Genomic DNA, 16,396 nt, shown 5'->3' on the forward strand with positions numbered 1-16,396 from the left:
CCGCGCGACCCCCACCGGATCAGCGGCTTACACCACCACGAATGGTAGGTACGTCCAGTGCCCCGAAACCGTAGTGCCGCAACCAGCGCAAATCGCTGTCGAAGAATGCTCGCAGGTCGGGGATGCCGTATTTCAGCATCGCAATCCGGTCGATGCCGACGCCAAAGGCAAAGCCCTGCCATTGCTCGGGATCGATACCACCGGCCTCCAGCACCTTGGGGTGCACCATCCCGGATCCCAGGACTTCGAGCCAGTCATCGCCCTCGCCGACCTTCACCGTCCCGCCTTCCCAGGAACAGCGGATGTCCACTTCCGCGGATGGCTCCGTGAAGGGGAAATGCGAGGCGCGGAAACGTGTTTCCACATGGGTTCCGAAGAACGCGGAGAAGAACTCCTCCAACGTCCACTTCAGGTTCGCCATGGAGATGTCCTTGCCGATCGCGAGCCCCTCCACCTGGTGGAACATGGGGGTGTGCGTCTGATCATAGTCGCACCGATAGACCCGACCGGGACAGATGATCCGGATCGGCGCGCCGTGCTTGAGCATCGAACGGATCTGCACCGGTGACGTGTGGGTCCGCAGAACGTTCGGCGGGCGATTGTCCCCCTCGGCACGAGCCATGTAGAACGTGTCCATCTCCGCGCGCGCGGGGTGATGGCCCGGAATGTTCAGCGCGTCGAAATTGTGCCAGTCATCCTCCACCTGTGGCCCTTCGGCCACCGCGAAGCCCATGTCGGCAAAGATCGCCGTCACCTCTTCGGTGACCTGGCTGATCGGGTGGATGGTGCCGCGGCGCGTCGGACGGGAGGGCAGCGTGACGTCAAGCCACTCCTCCTTCAGGCGCTCCTCAAGCGCGACGTCGGCAAGCGCGGCTTTCTTGGCGGCAAGGGCGGAGTTGATCTCGTCCTTCAGGGCGTTGAGCGCAGGGCCGGCGACCTTGCGCTCCTCCGGGGTCATCTTCCCCAGTTCGCGCATTTTCAGGCTCACCTCACCCTTCTTGCCCACGGCCTGCACCCGCAGCGCCTCAAGGGCACCCTCGTCGGCGGCCTCCGAAATGGCGGCGATGTATTTCTGCCTCAGCTCTTCCATGGCTGGCTCCCGTCTGTCGGTGCCGCCGCGGGAATGGCTCGACCGCGGCGAAAATCTCCGGCGAGGGCCTATCACACTGGCCCATGAAGGCAAGCCCGCGCCATGCGCCGTTCAAATGGAAAGGACCCGCGCGGCAGACGCCACGCGGGTCCCTATCCTGCGATCCGGCAACCGGATCAGGCCAGAGCGGCCTTAGCTTTTTCAACGATCGAACCGAACGCGTCGGGCTCGTTCACGGCCAGGTCGGCGAGGACCTTGCGGTCGACCTCGATGCCGGCCTTTGCCAGACCATTGATGAAGCGCGAATAGGTCAGCGCCTCGTCGTGCGAACGCACCGCGGCATTGATTCGCTGGATCCACAGAGCGCGGAACTGGCGCTTGCGGGCCTTGCGGTCGCGGGTTGCGTACTGGTTGGCCTTGTCGACAGCCTGCGTGGCAGTCTTGAAGTTCGTGGACCGGCGACCATAGTAGCCTTTTGCGGCCTTGATGATCTTCTTGTGCCGGGCGTGGGTGACGGTTCCGCCTTTGACTCGGGACATGTGTCTATCTCCTCAGCTCAGCGCGCGTACGGCATGTATTTCTTGACGATCTTGGTATCGGCCTCGGAGAGGACCGTTGTACCGCGAGCGTTGCGGATGAACTTGTTCGTCCGCTTGATCATGCCGTGGCGCTTGCCGGCCTGGGCGGTCTTGATCTTGCCGGTAGCGGTCACCTTGAAGCGTTTCTTCGCTCCGGACTTTGTCTTCATCTTGGGCATTTGCCAGCTCCTTGTTTGGATCGGTCGTTTCGTTTCGGCAGGCATGCCACTTTCGGCCCACCGCAACGACTGAAGCCGCGCCTATAGTCCGGCGCAGCCTTCTACGCAAGCGAATTCCACGAGAAAGCGCCCCCCAAACGACAGCGCCACGGCAATCTTGCAGTTGTGTGCCGCCGCGGGGCTGGTGCCCTCTCGTGCCTACCTCAGGTAGTTTCCGACGACGGAGGCGAAGACGCTCGGGATTTGCCCGAAGGAATATCCCCCCGGTTGCTTCATAACCGCGATCGCCACCAGGCCACCACCGATCATCACAAGGATCGCCGCTGCCCGTGGCGGCCGCCCTTCGGAATACGCCCCCAGCAAAGCGGGGACGGCAAGGATGCCGATAATCAGCCCAAGTATGAAGATCAGATCCGTGTCCACACCAATACCCCTCGAAGGCGCCCTGTTGGGCTGCGATTATTCGGGATCGGTGTTAAAAATCAATCTTTCGTCGCAGGGAGCCACGCGAAGGATGTTGGTGGAGCCCGGAATGTTGAAGGGAACACCTGCCACGACAACGATATTGTCCTCGGCATTGGCGAACTGCCCCGACCGCGCGGCGCGGGCTGCGGACACCACCGCCATCTTGAACCGGCTCACGTCTCCGTTGGTCATGAAGCAGTTCACACCCCAGCTCAGGCACATCCGCCGCGCTGTCCCCGTAAAGGGTGTCAGCGCCAGGATCGGCACGCGCGGACGTTCGCGGGCAGTCTTCAGCGCCGTGGTGCCGGAATGGGTAAAACAGCAGATCGCCTTCACACCCGTGTTCTCCGCGATCTCGCGGGCCGAGGAAACGATGCTGTCTGCGGTTGTGGTTCTGACCACGTCTCGCGCGGCCTCGATGATGTCGCGATACATCTGGCCCTGTTCTACCTCTTCGGCGACTGCATTCATTGTCCGCACGGCTTCGAGCGGATAGTCCCCGGCAGCAGATTCGGCAGAGAGCATCACCGCATCCGCGCCCTCGTAGATCGCGTTGGCCACGTCCGAGACCTCGGCGCGGGTCGGCACCGGGCTCTCGATCATCGATTCCAACATCTGCGTTGCAACGATCACCGGCTTGGCCGCCCTGCGTGCACCGCGAATGAGGCGCTTCTGGATCGGCGGAACGGCCTGAACGGGCAGTTCGACGCCGAGGTCGCCCCGGGCCACCATGATCCCGTCGGACACCTTGAGAATCTCGTCAAAGGCCTCGACCGCAGCGGGTTTCTCGATCTTGGAGAGTACGGCGGCGCGCCCCGCGACTAGCTCCTTGGTCTGCATCACGTCGTCAGGGCGCTGCACGAAGGACAGCGCGACCCAGTCCACGCCCAGATCGCAGACAAACTCCAGGTCCGCCTTATCCTTGCCGGACAGTGCAGCAACCGGAAGAACCACGTCGGGAACGTTCACGCCCTTGCGGTTGGAAATCGTCCCGCCTGTCACAACCACGCAATCGGCGAAATCCTCGCCGCATTTCTCCACCCGCAGGCGAATCTTGCCATCGTTGACCAGCAGCGTCGCGCCGGGCTCCAGCGCCTGGAAGATCTCAGGGTGCGGCAGGCGCACGCGGCTGGAATCGCCATCAGCTTCGTCCAGGTCCATCCGGAAGGCGGCCCCTTCCACCAGTTCCTCGGAATCGCCGGAGAACACACCCACGCGCAGCTTCGGACCTTGAAGGTCGGCGAGGATCGCAATGGGACGCCCCAGTTCCTGTTCGATCTGACGGATAATCTGGTGGCGTTCGCGAATTTCTTCGTGACTGCCGTGGCTCATGTTGAGACGGAAGACATCCGCACCGACTTCGAAGAGGCGCCGAATGGTATCGTAGTCATTCGAAGCCGGGCCCAGCGTGGCCACAATCTTCACATTGCGCAAACGTCTCATTTAGACAACCTTTCCGTATCGCGCGAAACTCGGCATTCTGTTAGCGGTAAACCCGCCAAAACGCCAGCCCGGTTCGCTCTGGTTCTTTTCTGCGAGAGGCCATACACCCTTGCGAGAGAAACATCACGACCCAATGACATATCACGCCTTTCACACCCATGGGGACGCCCGATCCAGCAGATGGTTGATCACATGCGATCATGCCACCAATACGGTTCCGCCCCGGATCAACGGTGGGACCCTGGGCTTGCCGCAGTCCGAGATGGCCCGTCATATTGCCTATGACCCGGGTGCCGCAGGCGTCGCCCACGCCATGGCGGACGCGCTGCAAGCCACTCTCATCACGTCAAATTTCTCCCGGCTGGTGATCGACCCGAATCGTGGCGAGGACGACCCGACACTGTTGATGAAGCTTTATGACGGCACGATCATACCCGGCAATCGCCACGCTGGCCCGGAGGAGTTGGAGTATCGCAAGGAGCTCTGCTACCGGCCTTACCATGCGGAGCTCGGACGGCTTGCTGCGTCACGACGCAATCCGGTCATCGTGGCCGTGCATAGCTTTACCCCGCAATTGAAAGGACGCCCTCCGCGTCCCTGGCATGTCGCGCTCCTGCATACGCCGCCAAACAACGCCCTGTCGCTCGCGATGATCCGCCGCCTGAAGGCGGAAGGTGATCTGTGCGTCGGGGACAACGAACCCTACGCCGGCCATCAGCCCGGCGACTCCATCCACAGGCACGCCCTCATGCACGGCCGTCCGCATGTGTTGATCGAGGTTCGCCAGGACCTGATCGAAACCGTGGAGCAACAGCGAGCCTGGGGGCGCCGCATGGCGCCGCATCTTGTCGCCGCGCTCGAGGATGCCAATCTCTGACCAGAAGGGAGAGACACCATGGACGATCAGACCCGCATTGAAATCGAGGCCGCCGCCTTTCGCCGGTTGCGCCAGCACCTGATGGAAGACCGCACCGACGTGCAGAACATCGACATGATGAACCTCGCCGGTTTTTGCCGGAACTGCCTGTCCCGCTGGTATCAGGAAGCCGCCAATGAGCGTGGCATCGCCATGGACAAGGCCGAAGGCCGTGAGGTCTTCTACGGCATGCCATACGACAGCTGGAGGTCGCAGTTCCAGGCGCCGGCGAGCCCGGAAAAACAAGCCGAGTTCGAAAAGGCATTCCGGGAGAATGTCGGCTCGCGCGACGAGTCCTGAAAGGCTGCTCTGGGGAATGAGGGGCGGGGGGCAATCCAGCAGCCTGTCGGTGCCCGGCGTGGTCTGGCCTGTTCGGGACCCAATACCGTGTCAGCGCTCTGCGGGTAGTTTTCAGACACTTGTTCGACCTCGACAGGCATTGCCCATGCCTTCAGTGACGCCCCTCCGGTCCGCTCTAGCGCCCCAAAACCGGAAGTGACACTGCTGTGGCTACCTGCGACAGGATTAACCTTGGGAAGGCTACGCCCACCTAGGTGTGGAAACAGTGCGCCTCCGAGTGCTCAACTGTTTCCGGCAAACCACTGTTATCCGGCAAATGTTTGACCGACAGGCCGGATTTTTGCTAAAAACGATGCGGGGGCGAAAGGAAGATCATGTTGAATCTCGTCGCTCTGGGAATCATCGCCTTCTCGATCGTGCTCGCAGCCTATGGGCTGGTGCGGGAACACGCGGGCAATCCGCTGGTGTTCCGATTTCCTTTTGCCCGTAGACCGAGCAAACCCGTCGACGTCGCTCGTCCAGGAGTCCTGATCGCGCTTGCCGGGGCGGATCCAGCAACACTCGACGGCTTCGATCCGCGCAGCGAGGCGCTTATCGTCCAACTCCCGGCCGAAGAAGTGAACGACGTGGAGTCGGGATACTTCGAGACCAGGCCGGGCTGTGACGGTGTCGGGCAGGACATACTGTTCCAGAACCGTGTTCTGGTGCATCTGCCTGACGTTCCGCCAACGCGCAAAGTTGAACTCTACATCGAGGCAATCCCCGCCTGATCCCGGCATGGAACTGCGGCGTGCGGCACGCTTTCTGCCCCCCCACCGTTTGGTATAGCGCCTTCCGGGCCGGAGGCATTTGACTGCGACCCGGCACGGCCGCCATCAGGTTGCGCCTCCCGCCGCAGGCGGGCCGCGCCCAACCGTGAGGGGAGCGCGCGCAAGCGCGGTTGCCAAACGGGCGGGAGGCCCCCGCCCTCGCAACAGCACCCCCTAAACCGGCCAGCTCAACAGCGAACGGACCACGGCCACTGACCAGCCTTTCCAATCGGCGTCCGATCAACGCATGCTCGGGTGGATCCTTTTTTTGCAATGCGCTCACCCCGGCCACACGCTTCTAGCGAAAACCGTTCGCGACAGGAGGCGGGCGGATGGCCCTTGGGTCTATCCGCCCGTCCCAGACTGGCCTATTCGGCAGCCTCCGCATAGGTCTCGACCGGCGGGCAGGTGCAAACCAGGTTTCGGTCACCAAAGACGTTGTCCACACGTCCAACCGGCGGCCAATACTTGTCGACACGGAAAGACCCCGGCGGGAAACACCCCTGCTCGCGCGGATACTTGCGATCCCACTCCGCGACCAGATCCTCCACCGTGTGGGGGGCATGGCGCAGTGGGCTGTCTTCGTAGGCAATCGTACCGGCCTCGACCTCCGCGATTTCCGAGCGGATCGACAGCATCGCATCGATGAACCGGTCCAACTCCGCCTTGGTCTCGCTTTCCGTCGGCTCGACCATCAGCGTGCCGGCCACCGGCCAGGACATGGTTGGCGCATGAAAACCGTTGTCCATCAGTCTCTTGGCAATGTCGTCCACCTGGACACCGGCCTCTGCAAAAGGACGGGTGTCAAGGATGCACTCATGCGCGACACGTCCACCAGCGCCCTTGAACAAGACGTCATACCCCGCAGACAGGCGGCTGGCGATGTAGTTCGCCGACAGGATCGCGACCTTGGTGGCCTGCGTCAGGCCGGCGCCGCCCATCAACAGGCAATAGGCCCAGCTGATCGGCAGGATGCTGGCCGACCCGTAGGGCGCAGCAGAGACCGGACCCTCGCTGCCGCCAGTCTCCGGATGGCCGGGAAGGAAAGGCTGCAAATGGGCCTTCACACCGATTGGCCCCATGCCGGGGCCACCCCCGCCATGCGGAATGCAGAAAGTCTTGTGGAGGTTCAGGTGGCTGACGTCGGATCCCAGGTCCCCCGGCTTCGCAAGGCCCACCATCGCGTTCAGGTTCGCCCCGTCGAGATAGACCTGCCCGCCGTGTTCATGGGTGATCGCGCAGACCTCGCGCACCGTGTCCTCGAAGACGCCGTGGGTCGACGGATAGGTGATCATGCAGGCCGCGAGCCGGTCGCCTGCGGCAACGGCCTTTTCGCGGAAGTCCCGCAGATCGATGTCGCCATTCTCGGCTGACTTCACCACCACGACCTTCATCCCGGCCATCGAGGCCGACGCCGGGTTGGTGCCATGCGCCGACGTCGGGATCAGGCAGATGTCGCGCGCCTCGCCATTGGCCTTGTGATAGGCGGCGATGGTCATCAGCCCGGCATACTCGCCCTGAGCGCCGGAATTCGGCTGCATGGACATAGCATCATACCCGGTGATCACGCAGAGCTTTTCCGACAGATCGGCCAGCATCTCGGCATAGCCCCCGGCCTGATCGACAGGCACGAAGGGGTGAAGCTGACCGAACTCCGGCCATGTGATCGGCATCATCTCGACTGCCGCGTTGAGCTTCATGGTGCAGGAGCCAAGCGGGATCATCGCCCTGTCCAGCGCCAGGTCCCGGTCCGCGAGGCGGCGCATGTAGCGCATCATTTCCGCCTCTGCACGGTTCAGGTGGAAGATCGGGTGGGTCAGGTACTCGCTCGTCCGCAGCAGATCCTCCGGCAACGCGACGGAATCGGGCTCACCGAAGGCCTCGGTCACGCCAAAGGCACGCCAGACCTTCTCGATGGTCTCCGGCCCGCAGGTCTCGTCGATGGAAATCCCGATCCTCGTGTCGCCAAACTGGCGCAGGTTGAGTCCCTCCGCACGAGCCGACCGCAGGATCGCACCTTGCAACGGCCCGACATCGACCGTCACCGTGTCGAAGATCCCCTCAGGCCGAACATCGAACCCCGCGTTGCGAAGCCCCTCGGCCAGCCGTACTGCCATGACATGCACGCGTTCGGCAATCGCGCGAAGCCCCTTGGGTCCGTGGAAGACGGCGTAGAAGGACGCCATAACGGCCAGCAGCGCTTGCGCGGTGCAGACATTCGAGGTCGCCTTTTCGCGCCGGATATGCTGTTCCCGCGTGGCGAGGCTCAGGCGGTAAGCCTTGTTTCCGCGCGCATCGACAGAAACCCCGACGATCCGTCCGGGCATCGAGCGTTTGAACTTGTCGAGGCAGGCCATGTAGGCGGCGTGGGGGCCGCCGTAACCCATCGGCACACCGAACCGCTGGGCGGACCCTACCGCGATATCGGCGCCCATCGCGCCCGGCTCTTTCAGCAACAACAGCGCCAGCAGGTCCGCCGCGACGATGCCCACGGCCTTGTTGGCATGAAGCGCCTCCATCTCCGGTGTGAAATCACGCAGGGCGCCGTCGGTGCCCGGGTACTGGAAGAGCGCGCCAAATACCTTGTCCGCTTCGAGGCTATCCACTGGGCCGACGATGACATCGACACCGAGCGGCTTCGCCCGGGTCTCGACAACGGCGATGGTTTGCGGATGGCAATTGTCATCGATGAAGAAGGCCGAAACCTTGGACTTGCTGACGCGTTGCGCCATCGCCATCGCCTCGGCGGCTGCCGTTGCCTCGTCCAGCAGCGAGGCGTTTGCAACTTCCAGCCCCGTCAGGTCGGAGATCATCGTCTGGTAGTTCAGCAATGCTTCCAGGCGCCCCTGGGCAATCTCCGGCTGGTAGGGCGTGTAGGCCGTGTACCAGGCGGGGTTCTCCAGGATGTTGCGCTGGATCGCCGGGGGGGTCACGGTGCCGTAGTAGCCCTGCCCGATCAGCGAGTGCAGAACCTTGTTGCGGCCAGCGACCTCCCGCATCTTCACCAGCAACTCGCCTTCTGCGAGTGGCGCCCAGTCAAGCGGCTCGGCCTGGCGAAGGGAGGCCGGAACGGTCTCGTCTACCAGCGCGTCCAGGCTTTCCGCGCCAACAGCCTCCAACATCTCCGCCATCTCCTCGGGCGACGGGCCGATGTGGCGGCGGTTGGCGAAATCATAGGGGTCATAGGCGGTTGGTTTGAAAGGCAAGGTCTGTCTCCCGGCAAGTCGGTCTGTCGCTGAAGGCCAATCTGCGGCCATGCAAACGGAAGGATGCGCCCAACCCGGCGGCGGGTCCGTGCGCGCCGCCCGAGTGTGCGGTACGGGCGCTGCACCGACGGCGCGCGCCCGGGATCACGGTCGGTCTAGCCGATCAGGTCCTTGTAGGCATCTTCGTCGAGATACCCATCGAGTTGGCTGGCGTCGTCGACCTTCACCTTGAAGAACCACGCCTCGCCCTCGGCATCCTCATTGACCTTGCCGGGGGCGTCGATGATCGCCTCGTTCACCTCGACGATCTCGCCGTCGATCGGAGCGGCAATATCGGACGCAGCCTTCACCGACTCGATCACCACGACCTCGTCGTCCTTGGAAATCTGGGTGCCGACCTCTGGCAGTTCGATGAAGACGATATCGCCAAGCTGCTCCTGGGCGTGATCGGTGATGCCGACAGTCACGACATCGCCGTCGAGGTTCAGCCATTCATGGTCTTCGGTGTATTTCATTGTCTTGCGCTCCCGGTTGGTCTGTTCAACGTTTATAGGTGGCTGGGCGGAAAGGTAGCTCGGTGACGCGCACGGGCATCCGCTTGCCGCGCACCTCCCCCCAAAGCAGCGTGTCTGTGGTCGAAAGTCGACCCGGCACATAGCCCATGGCGATGGGGTGACCGACACTCGGCCCGAAGGCGCCGGAGGTCACAATGCCCACGGGTTGCGCCGCGTCCTCGCTCTCGAACAGGGGCACGCCGTCGCGCATGGGCGCACGGCCCTCGGGCTTCAGCCCGACGCGAAGGCGGTCCACTTCGTCAGCAGACGCGGACAGTTCCGTGCCGATCCGGTCCGCGCCGGGATATCCACCCTCGCGGACGCCGCCGGGTCTGCGCGCTTTCTGGATCGCCCAGGTCAGGCTCGCCTCAACCGGGCTGGTCGTCGTGTCGATGTCATTGCCATAGAGGCACAGCCCGGCCTCAAGCCGCAGGCTGTCTCGGGCGCCGAGCCCGATGGCCTCAACCTCTTCCATCGCCAGCAACGCGCGGGCAAGAGCCTCTGCCTCCGCCTCCGGCACCGAAACCTCGTACCCGTCCTCGCCGGTGTAACCGGATCGGGACACCCAGAGATCCCCGAAGTCGCTCTCGAAAACGCCAACATCCATGAATGCCATATCGGCCACCGGCACGATCCGGGACAGCGCCGCCTCCGCCGCGGGGCCTTGCAGGGCGATCAACGCACGGTCAACAATTTCGACAACCTCGACGCCCTCGAGCCCGGCGCGCATCAACGCGATATCGGCAGCCTTGCAAGCCGCGTTCACCACGACAAACAGGTGATCGCCACGGTTGGCAACCATCAGGTCGTCTTCGATCCCGCCGTCGTCGTTGGTGAAGAACGCATAGCGCTGACGTCCCTCCTTCAGTCCGGTCAGCGCCTGCGGCGCCAGCCGCTCCAACTGGGCGGCGGCCTCGGGTCCTTTCAACAGCACCTGCCCCATGTGGCTCACATCGAAGAGCCCTGCGGCGGACCGGGTGTGGAGATGTTCCTTCATCACACCCAGCTTGTATTGCACCGGCATATCGTAGCCAGCAAATGGCACCATCCGGGCACCCAGCTCGATGTGCAGCGCATGCAGCGGTGTCGTCGCAAGATCCGTCACGGCCTTCCCTCCTTCGCGTTTCCAGCCGTCGGGAACGTCCGTCCGGCATCGAATACGGCGGCCAGTGGCCACGCGCCCGATGCCCCCTCTGTCCTTTCGCCTGAGATCGTTATCCCTTCGGCGGACGCCTGCCGCGTCTCTCTCCAGAGTCTTTTCCCCGTGCGGTCCATGAGCCTGAGAGTTTACCGGGGCGGTTGCTCCTTCGGCACCGATGTTTCCACCGGATTCTCCCGACGCGGGGTCTCCCACCGCATACCGAATGGTTTTGGATCCTTCAAGACTTGCCTTTCCCCCCTGTCGGCGGGAATGCTGCATCCATGAGAGATCGCCAGTTCTTCGGTTACGGCTCGCTCGTCAACCGGGCGACCCACAGCTATCCGGGCACCCGCCCCGCAATCCTTGGCGGGTGGCGCCGCGTCTGGGTCCACACCCACCTGCGCTCGCTCGCCTACCTTTCCGTGGAGCCTGCCGATTGCGAGATCGACGGGCTGGTTGCCGAAGTGCCCGACGGTGACTGGGCCGCGCTCGACGACCGGGAACGCGCCTATGACCGCCACCCGATCTCAACCACGCTGCATGCCTGCGGCTCGAATGCGGAGGCGCAGGTCTATGCCGTGCCGCCGTCCCACGCCGCCCTGCCCGATGTGACCCACCCGGTTCTGCTGAGCTATATCGATGTGGTCGTCCAGGGTTTCCTTGACGTCTTCGGAGAAGCCGGTGCCGATAGGTTCTTCGCGACCACGTCAGGCTGGCAAGCCCCGATCCTCAATGACCGCACCGCGCCGAGGTACTCCCGCCACCAACCGTTGACCGACTGGCAGCGCGGCTATGTGGATGCGCGACTCACGGATGTCTCGGCGCAGGTCGGCGCAGCCTAGGCGGCACAGCGCGCAGCACCCACACCGGAACGCAGCGTCGGCCGCAAAAAACGGGTCAGGCGCGCGGTTTGGCCTGCATGAGCGACATGAAATCCGCCATCTCCGGCCCGCGTGCGCGGCCAGTCAGCGCCTTGCGCAGCGGCATGAACAACCCCTTGCCCTTGCGCCCTGTCGCGTCTTTCACTGCGGCGGTCCATGCCCCCCAGCTGTTGCCGTCAAAGGGCAGATCGGGGAGCATTCCCAGCGCCGTGGCCACGAACTCCGCATCCTCGGCATCGACCAACGGTTCGGCGCCGTTCGACAGCACGTCCCACCAGCCGGCCATGTCGGCCCGCGTGGTGATGTTCTCGCGAACGACATTCCAGAACCGCTCCGCCAACTCGGCCGGGACGCCCAGCGCCGCGATCTCGTCGGCGACCGCATCAAGCGGCAGCGTGTGCAGGTGGCGGGCGGTCAGCGGAAACAGGTCCTCGGCATCGAACTTCGTGGGCGCCGCACCGAAATGCGTCAGTTCGAAACCGTCGATCAGCTCCTGGTGCGAGCTGCGCAGCTCCACCGGGTCGGACGAGCCCAGCCGTGCCATCAGGGACAGCAACGCCAGCGGCTCGACGCCCTTCTCGCGCAGATCACGCAAGGCCAGCGTACCGAGCCGCTTCGACAGCGCCTCGCCCTGCGGACCGGTCAGAAGCGAATGGTGGGCGAAGTTGGGCACCTTGCCGCCCAACGCCTCGATGATCTGGATCTGAGTGGCGGTGTTGGTCACGTGATCGGACCCGCGCACCACGTCGGTGATCCCCATTTCGGTATCGTCCACCACCGAGGCCAGGGTGTAGAGAACCTGCCCGTCGCCGCGAATCAGGACCGGATCGGACACCGAGGCCGCATCGATAGAGGTTTCCCCAAGGATGCCGTCCACCCACTCGATCCTCTCGTGGTCGAGCAGGAAACGCCAATGGCCCGAGCGCTCTGCACGGAGCGCCGCCTTTTCGCCATCCGACAGCGACAGTGCCGCGCGGTCATAGACCGGCGGCTTGCCCATGTTCAGTTGCTTCTTCCGCTTGAGGTCCAGCTCTGTTGGTGTCTCGAATGCCTCGTAGAACCGGCCCTTTTCCCGCAGGTCGTCGGCGGCAGCGGCGTAGCGGTCCAGTCGGGAGGACTGCGTTTCGACCCGATCCCAGGTCAGCCCCAGCCATTCGAGGTCTTCCTTGATGGCGTCGGCAAACTCCGGCTTCGATCGTTCCGGATCGGTGTCGTCCAACCGCAGGATGAACTGGCCGCCCGCCTTTCGCGCGATCATCCAGTTGAACAGCGCGGTGCGCAGGTTGCCCACATGCAGGTATCCTGTGGGCGATGGGGCGAAACGGGTGACGGTCATCCTTGAACTCCTTTGGCGCGCGCTCTTTCACAGGGCGGCCGACTTGTCCATATCAGGCAGTGGAACGAAAGGGCAAATCCATGAACTGGTCAGATTGCACAGCACCGGGGCTCGACGATATCGCGGCGCTTGCAGAGGAGGCACGCGAGAGCCTCCCGGCACCGTTCCATGCAGCGGCCCAACGGGTCGTGATCCGTGTGGAGGATTTCGCGACCGACGCAATGCTGGAGGATGTCGGCCTGACAGATCCCTTCGAGCTGACCGGACTCTACGACGGGATCCCGCTTACCGAGCGCTCCGTCATGCATCAGCCCCATCAACCGGACACGATCTGGCTCTTCCGTCGTGCGATCCTCGACGAGTGGCTCGCGCGCCGGGACGTCTCCCTTGGACAGCTGGTCACTCACGTCTTTGTGCATGAACTTGCGCACCATTTCGGTTGGTCGGACGCGGACATCGCTCGTATAGATCGCTGGTGGGAGTGATTTTTTTATCTTTATTTTTACCTATTTTTCCGGAAATATCGATTAATTGATCCACGTTTTGACCGCATGCGTAGTAGTGTCGAAAGTTGCAATAAGGAGATCCCGATGCCCATTTCGCTTACCCGCCGTTCCGCGCTTCTTGCCGGCGTTTCAGCCCCGGTCGCCCTTGCCGCTCCGCTGCCGAGCCTGGCCGATGGACATGGCGCAAAGACAGGGCCGATGAGCAATGCCCGCCGATTCAAGGTTGGCGCTCTGGAGGTTTCGACCCTGCTCGCCGGGACGACACCTCGCGAGGAGCCTCACAAGATCTTCGGCCTGAATGTCAGCGAAGAAGAATTCAAGAAGGCGAGCGCGGAGAACTTCATTCCGGACGACATGGCGCAATTCTATTTCACGCCGACCGTCGTCAACACCGGTTCGGAGGTCATCCTGTTCGACACCGGCCTTGCCGCTGATGGCACCTCCGCTGCCCTGGCAGAGGCCGGCTACAGCCCGGAGGATGTCACGCATGTCGTCATCACCCACATGCACGGCGACCACATCGGCGGGCTGATGAAGGATGGCACGCCCACCTTCGCCAATGCCGCCTACATCACCGGGCAGGTTGAATACGACCACTGGGCCGCCGCCGGAAACGAGCGCTTCGACGGCAACGTCAAACCTCTGGCAGAGAAGATGACCTTCCTCGGCGACGGCGACTCGGTTGCGTCCGGCATCACCGCCATGGCTGCGTTCGGCCACACGCCGGGGCACATGACCTACATGCTGGAGAGCGAGGGGAAGCAGCTGCTTATCGGCGCCGACATGACCAATCACTACGTGTGGTCGCTGGCCTATCCCGACTGGGAGGTTCGCTTCGACATGGACAAGGCAGCCGCCGCCGCAACGCGCCGCAAAGTTCTGGGCATGCTTGCCGCCGACAAGGTCCCGATGATCGGCTACCATATGCCCTTCCCGGGACTCGGCTACGTGCAGTCCCGCGATGATGGCTTCCGGTACGTTCCGGTCAGCTACCAGTTCATGTGATCCCGCGCCCGTCCGGTCACTCTGGCCGGACGGGCCATATCGCGTTCAGACCTTCAAGCCCCGCCGACACAAGGCGGGCGAGAACGACCATGTCCACATCCGCCAGCTTGTTGATGTAGAGGCAGGATTTTCCGAGCCGGTGCTTTCCCAAGTCCCTGAGAATGGGTTCGAACTCCGCGTAGCCGGGCATGATGTAGAGAACCAGGTTTGCCTTGCGCGGGGAAAATCCCGTCGCCAGGAACTGGCCCGAGTGGCCGCTGGAGTACTTGTAGGCGTAGCGCCCGTAGCCGATGATCGACTCTCCCCACATCACCGGCTCGAACCCTGTCACCTTTCGGAACATGGCGTCCAGCGCCAGCCCGTCTTCCCGACGCCGTGCAGGCTCCACCGAAGCGAGAAACGCCAGCGGATCCACATCGGTCGGTTGCGTCTTGTTCTGAGGCATCCGCACTCCTTCTTCGTCACTCCCGGACACCTTACACGATCCCGGCACCCTGCGGTGATTTCCCGCGTCCATAGCGCTTGCATCGCCCGGGCAAATGCGCAGTGTGTGCGCAAACATCGCAATCGGAGAGTCCCCGTGTCGGAAATCCTCACGATCACCCTGAATCCCGCACTCGACATGAACACGGAAGCCCAGAGAGTCATTCCGGACGTCAAGCTGCGGTGCGCCGAACCCACCGTGGATCCCGGCGGAGGTGGCATCAACGTGGCCCGCGCCATCCAGCACATGGGTGGCGAAGCGTCGGCCATCGTTGCGATCGCTGGTCACAACGGCAACCGCCTGCTGGAGCTGCTCATGGCGGAGGGCATCCCGACGATGCCGATACCCTCACCGGGGGAGACCCGTTCAAGTGTCGTGGTGAATTGCAAGGAAACCGACCTGCAGTACCGCTTCATGCTGCCCGGGCCGCCATGGAGCGAGGAACATGTCCTGAAGGCGCTGCACACGACCGTCGCCCATGCTCCGAAGGGCGGTCTGATCATCCTGTCGGGAAGCCAGCCGCCGGGCGTGCCGCTCGACTTCGAGGAGACGCTCAGTGCTGCCCTCAGCGACGCGGGCGCCCGCCTGATCGTGGACACCTCCGGCCCAGCCCTGCGGCGGATGGTGGAGGACCCCAAGTCACCGCCCTTCCTGCTGCGCTCCGACGATGAGGAAGCCGAGGGTCTGGCGGGCCGGAAACTGGAAACGCCCGCTGATACGGCGGCGTTTTCGCGCGAGCTGATCGCGCGCGGCGTCGCGCAGAATATCATCTTCGCCCGAGGCGCCGAGGGGTCTGTCCTGACCACGCCCGAAGGGTCGTGGCTTGCGACGGCCGCCAAGGTGGATGTCGTATCCAAGGTCGGCGCGGGCGACAGCTTCGTCGGTGGCTTCACGCTCTGCCTGTCGCGGGGCAATTCGATACAGGAAGCGGCCCGTTGGGGCGCCGCCGCCGCATCGGCCGCCGTCACGACTCCGGCCACGGACCTGTGCCGCGGCGAGGACGTGGAAGCGCTTCTGCCGCAGTGCAAGCTGATCGAAGTCTGAGGCCGCAGATGCAGGTCACGATCTGGCACAATCCGGCTTGCAGCAAGTCACGTGACACGCTGCGGGTGATCGAGGCGGCGGGCTACACGCCCGAGGTGATCCAGTACATGAAGGTCGGCTGGGAGCGCGACGCGCTCTCCGCCCTGCTGACAGAAGCCGGGCTGACGCCGCAAGATGCCCTGCGCTCCGCGCGTGGCCCGGCGCGGGACCTCGGCCTGCTGGATGCCGACGTCACCTCCGAACAGATCCTCGCTGCGATGGTGGCGCATCCAGTGCTGGTCGAACGCCCCCTCGTGCGGACGGAAAAGGGCACGCGGCTGTGCCGCCCGGTCGGCCGCGTGCTGGAGGTTCTTGACCATTGGCCCGAGGGACCGTTTGCACGCACCAACGGCACGATCCTGATCGACGCCCAGGGAATGCCGGTGCCGGGTGTCTGACCAGACAGCGCACAGGCGCTGA

The 16,396-nt window shown here is 63.7% G+C and carries 18 protein-coding genes and 2 riboswitches; of the genes, 8 read left to right on the forward strand and 10 right to left on the reverse strand.

The window, feature by feature from the left end; genetic code table 11:
- Nucleotides 1-19 precede the first annotated feature (19 nt).
- The 5 genes from pheS to pyk form a co-directional block, all read right to left on the reverse strand.
- A complete protein-coding gene (gene pheS / locus CLV78_RS16975; RefSeq protein WP_106206238.1) occupies nt 20-1,090 on the reverse strand; it encodes a phenylalanine--tRNA ligase subunit alpha in 1,071 nt (356 codons plus the stop codon).
- 176 nt (nt 1,091-1,266) lie between these two features.
- Nucleotides 1,267-1,629 carry a 50S ribosomal protein L20 gene (rplT, locus tag CLV78_RS16980; RefSeq protein WP_106206240.1) on the reverse strand — a complete coding sequence of 121 codons (363 nt, stop codon included), beginning with the start codon at nt 1,627-1,629 and terminating at the stop codon, nt 1,267-1,269.
- 17 nt (nt 1,630-1,646) lie between these two features.
- Nucleotides 1,647-1,847: a 50S ribosomal protein L35 gene (gene rpmI, locus CLV78_RS16985; protein ID WP_106206242.1), complete on the reverse strand. Its 201-nt coding sequence runs from the start codon at nt 1,845-1,847 to the stop codon at nt 1,647-1,649.
- Between the two features lie 198 nt (nt 1,848-2,045).
- Nucleotides 2,046-2,270, reverse strand: coding sequence for a hypothetical protein (locus tag CLV78_RS16990; protein ID WP_106206244.1), 225 nt, complete (start codon nt 2,268-2,270; stop codon nt 2,046-2,048).
- Between the two features lie 36 nt (nt 2,271-2,306).
- The gene (pyk, locus tag CLV78_RS16995) at nt 2,307-3,755 is read right to left on the reverse strand and encodes a pyruvate kinase (protein WP_106206246.1); all 1,449 of its coding nucleotides are present in this window, start codon (nt 3,753-3,755) and stop codon (nt 2,307-2,309) included.
- Between the two features lie 133 nt (nt 3,756-3,888).
- On the opposite strand from pyk, the gene CLV78_RS17000 reads away from it, so the two are divergent.
- The 3 genes from CLV78_RS17000 to CLV78_RS17010 all read left to right on the forward strand — a co-directional run bounded on the left by CLV78_RS17000 (nt 3,889) and on the right by CLV78_RS17010 (nt 5,741).
- The gene (locus CLV78_RS17000) at nt 3,889-4,632 is read left to right on the forward strand and encodes an N-formylglutamate amidohydrolase (protein WP_106206248.1); all 744 of its coding nucleotides are present in this window, start codon (nt 3,889-3,891) and stop codon (nt 4,630-4,632) included.
- A gap of 18 nt (nt 4,633-4,650) precedes the next feature.
- On the forward strand, nt 4,651-4,971 hold the full coding sequence (locus tag CLV78_RS17005; RefSeq protein ID WP_106206250.1) for a DUF1244 domain-containing protein: 321 nt from the start codon (nt 4,651-4,653) through the stop codon (nt 4,969-4,971).
- A 374-nt stretch (nt 4,972-5,345) separates the two neighbouring features.
- Nucleotides 5,346-5,741 (forward strand): hypothetical protein, encoded by a 396-nt coding sequence (locus tag CLV78_RS17010; protein ID WP_106206252.1) that lies wholly within the window; start codon nt 5,346-5,348, stop codon nt 5,739-5,741.
- Between the two features lie 407 nt (nt 5,742-6,148).
- Here the strand turns inward: CLV78_RS17010 and gcvP are convergent, their stop codons facing one another.
- The 3 genes from gcvP to gcvT form a co-directional block, all read right to left on the reverse strand.
- Complete coding sequence (gcvP, locus tag CLV78_RS17015; RefSeq protein WP_106206254.1) at nt 6,149-8,986, reverse strand: aminomethyl-transferring glycine dehydrogenase; 2,838 nt, start codon at nt 8,984-8,986, stop codon at nt 6,149-6,151.
- A gap of 155 nt (nt 8,987-9,141) precedes the next feature.
- Nucleotides 9,142-9,501, reverse strand: coding sequence for a glycine cleavage system protein GcvH (gene gcvH, locus CLV78_RS17020; protein ID WP_106206256.1), 360 nt, complete (start codon nt 9,499-9,501; stop codon nt 9,142-9,144).
- A 25-nt stretch (nt 9,502-9,526) separates the two neighbouring features.
- Nucleotides 9,527-10,645 carry a glycine cleavage system aminomethyltransferase GcvT gene (gene gcvT, locus CLV78_RS17025; RefSeq protein ID WP_106206258.1) on the reverse strand — a complete coding sequence of 373 codons (1,119 nt, stop codon included), beginning with the start codon at nt 10,643-10,645 and terminating at the stop codon, nt 9,527-9,529.
- 86 nt (nt 10,646-10,731) lie between these two features.
- A riboswitch (glycine riboswitch) is annotated at nt 10,732-10,794 on the reverse strand.
- 3 nt (nt 10,795-10,797) lie between these two features.
- Nucleotides 10,798-10,889, reverse strand: a riboswitch (glycine riboswitch).
- 73 nt (nt 10,890-10,962) lie between these two features.
- Here gcvT and CLV78_RS17030 point away from each other — a divergent pair.
- On the forward strand, nt 10,963-11,523 hold the full coding sequence (locus CLV78_RS17030) for a gamma-glutamylcyclotransferase family protein (RefSeq protein ID WP_106206260.1): 561 nt from the start codon (nt 10,963-10,965) through the stop codon (nt 11,521-11,523).
- A 55-nt stretch (nt 11,524-11,578) separates the two neighbouring features.
- On the opposite strand, the gene gltX is transcribed toward CLV78_RS17030, so the two are convergent.
- Nucleotides 11,579-12,898: a glutamate--tRNA ligase gene (gene gltX / locus CLV78_RS17035; protein ID WP_106206262.1), complete on the reverse strand. Its 1,320-nt coding sequence runs from the start codon at nt 12,896-12,898 to the stop codon at nt 11,579-11,581.
- 80 nt (nt 12,899-12,978) lie between these two features.
- On the opposite strand from gltX, the gene CLV78_RS17040 reads away from it, so the two are divergent.
- Nucleotides 12,979-13,383 carry a metallopeptidase family protein gene (locus tag CLV78_RS17040; protein WP_106206264.1) on the forward strand — a complete coding sequence of 135 codons (405 nt, stop codon included), beginning with the start codon at nt 12,979-12,981 and terminating at the stop codon, nt 13,381-13,383.
- A 105-nt stretch (nt 13,384-13,488) separates the two neighbouring features.
- Nucleotides 13,489-14,409 (forward strand): MBL fold metallo-hydrolase, encoded by a 921-nt coding sequence (locus CLV78_RS17045; protein WP_106206265.1) that lies wholly within the window; start codon nt 13,489-13,491, stop codon nt 14,407-14,409.
- A 16-nt stretch (nt 14,410-14,425) separates the two neighbouring features.
- Here the strand turns inward: CLV78_RS17045 and CLV78_RS17050 are convergent, their stop codons facing one another.
- A complete protein-coding gene (locus CLV78_RS17050) occupies nt 14,426-14,854 on the reverse strand; it encodes a DUF1801 domain-containing protein (RefSeq protein WP_106206267.1) in 429 nt (142 codons plus the stop codon).
- Between the two features lie 135 nt (nt 14,855-14,989).
- Between CLV78_RS17050 and CLV78_RS17055 the strand changes: the two genes are divergently transcribed.
- Complete coding sequence (locus CLV78_RS17055) at nt 14,990-15,937, forward strand: 1-phosphofructokinase family hexose kinase (protein ID WP_106206269.1); 948 nt, start codon at nt 14,990-14,992, stop codon at nt 15,935-15,937.
- An 8-nt stretch (nt 15,938-15,945) separates the two neighbouring features.
- Nucleotides 15,946-16,374 carry an arsenate reductase (glutaredoxin) gene (arsC, locus tag CLV78_RS17060; RefSeq protein ID WP_106206271.1) on the forward strand — a complete coding sequence of 143 codons (429 nt, stop codon included), beginning with the start codon at nt 15,946-15,948 and terminating at the stop codon, nt 16,372-16,374.
- The last annotated feature ends 22 nt before the right edge of the window (nt 16,375-16,396 follow it).

It is taken from the genome of Aliiruegeria haliotis (genome assembly GCF_003003255.1).
Lineage (GTDB): Bacteria > Pseudomonadota > Alphaproteobacteria > Rhodobacterales > Rhodobacteraceae > Tropicimonas > Tropicimonas haliotis.

Bases quoted from the DNA above. Each gene is read 5' to 3' on its own strand.
- CLV78_RS17040 (WP_106206264.1), top strand. From the start codon at position 12,979: ATGAACTGGTCAGATTGCACAGCACCGGGGCTCGACGATATCGCGGCG.
- CLV78_RS17030 (WP_106206260.1), top strand. From the start codon at position 10,963: ATGAGAGATCGCCAGTTCTTCGGTTACGGCTCGCTCGTCAACCGGGCG.
- pheS (WP_106206238.1), bottom strand. From the start codon at position 1,090: ATGGAAGAGCTGAGGCAGAAATACATCGCCGCCATTTCGGAGGCCGCC.
- CLV78_RS17000 (WP_106206248.1), top strand. From the start codon at position 3,889: ATGACATATCACGCCTTTCACACCCATGGGGACGCCCGATCCAGCAGA.
- arsC (WP_106206271.1), top strand. From the start codon at position 15,946: ATGCAGGTCACGATCTGGCACAATCCGGCTTGCAGCAAGTCACGTGAC.
- rpmI (WP_106206242.1), bottom strand. From the start codon at position 1,847: ATGCCCAAGATGAAGACAAAGTCCGGAGCGAAGAAACGCTTCAAGGTG.
- CLV78_RS17005 (WP_106206250.1), top strand. From the start codon at position 4,651: ATGGACGATCAGACCCGCATTGAAATCGAGGCCGCCGCCTTTCGCCGG.
- CLV78_RS17045 (WP_106206265.1), top strand. From the start codon at position 13,489: ATGCCCATTTCGCTTACCCGCCGTTCCGCGCTTCTTGCCGGCGTTTCA.
- rplT (WP_106206240.1), bottom strand. From the start codon at position 1,629: ATGTCCCGAGTCAAAGGCGGAACCGTCACCCACGCCCGGCACAAGAAG.
- gcvH (WP_106206256.1), bottom strand. From the start codon at position 9,501: ATGAAATACACCGAAGACCATGAATGGCTGAACCTCGACGGCGATGTC.
- CLV78_RS17010 (WP_106206252.1), top strand. From the start codon at position 5,346: ATGTTGAATCTCGTCGCTCTGGGAATCATCGCCTTCTCGATCGTGCTC.
- pyk (WP_106206246.1), bottom strand. From the start codon at position 3,755: ATGAGACGTTTGCGCAATGTGAAGATTGTGGCCACGCTGGGCCCGGCT.
- CLV78_RS17050 (WP_106206267.1), bottom strand. From the start codon at position 14,854: ATGCCTCAGAACAAGACGCAACCGACCGATGTGGATCCGCTGGCGTTT.
- gltX (WP_106206262.1), bottom strand. From the start codon at position 12,898: ATGACCGTCACCCGTTTCGCCCCATCGCCCACAGGATACCTGCATGTG.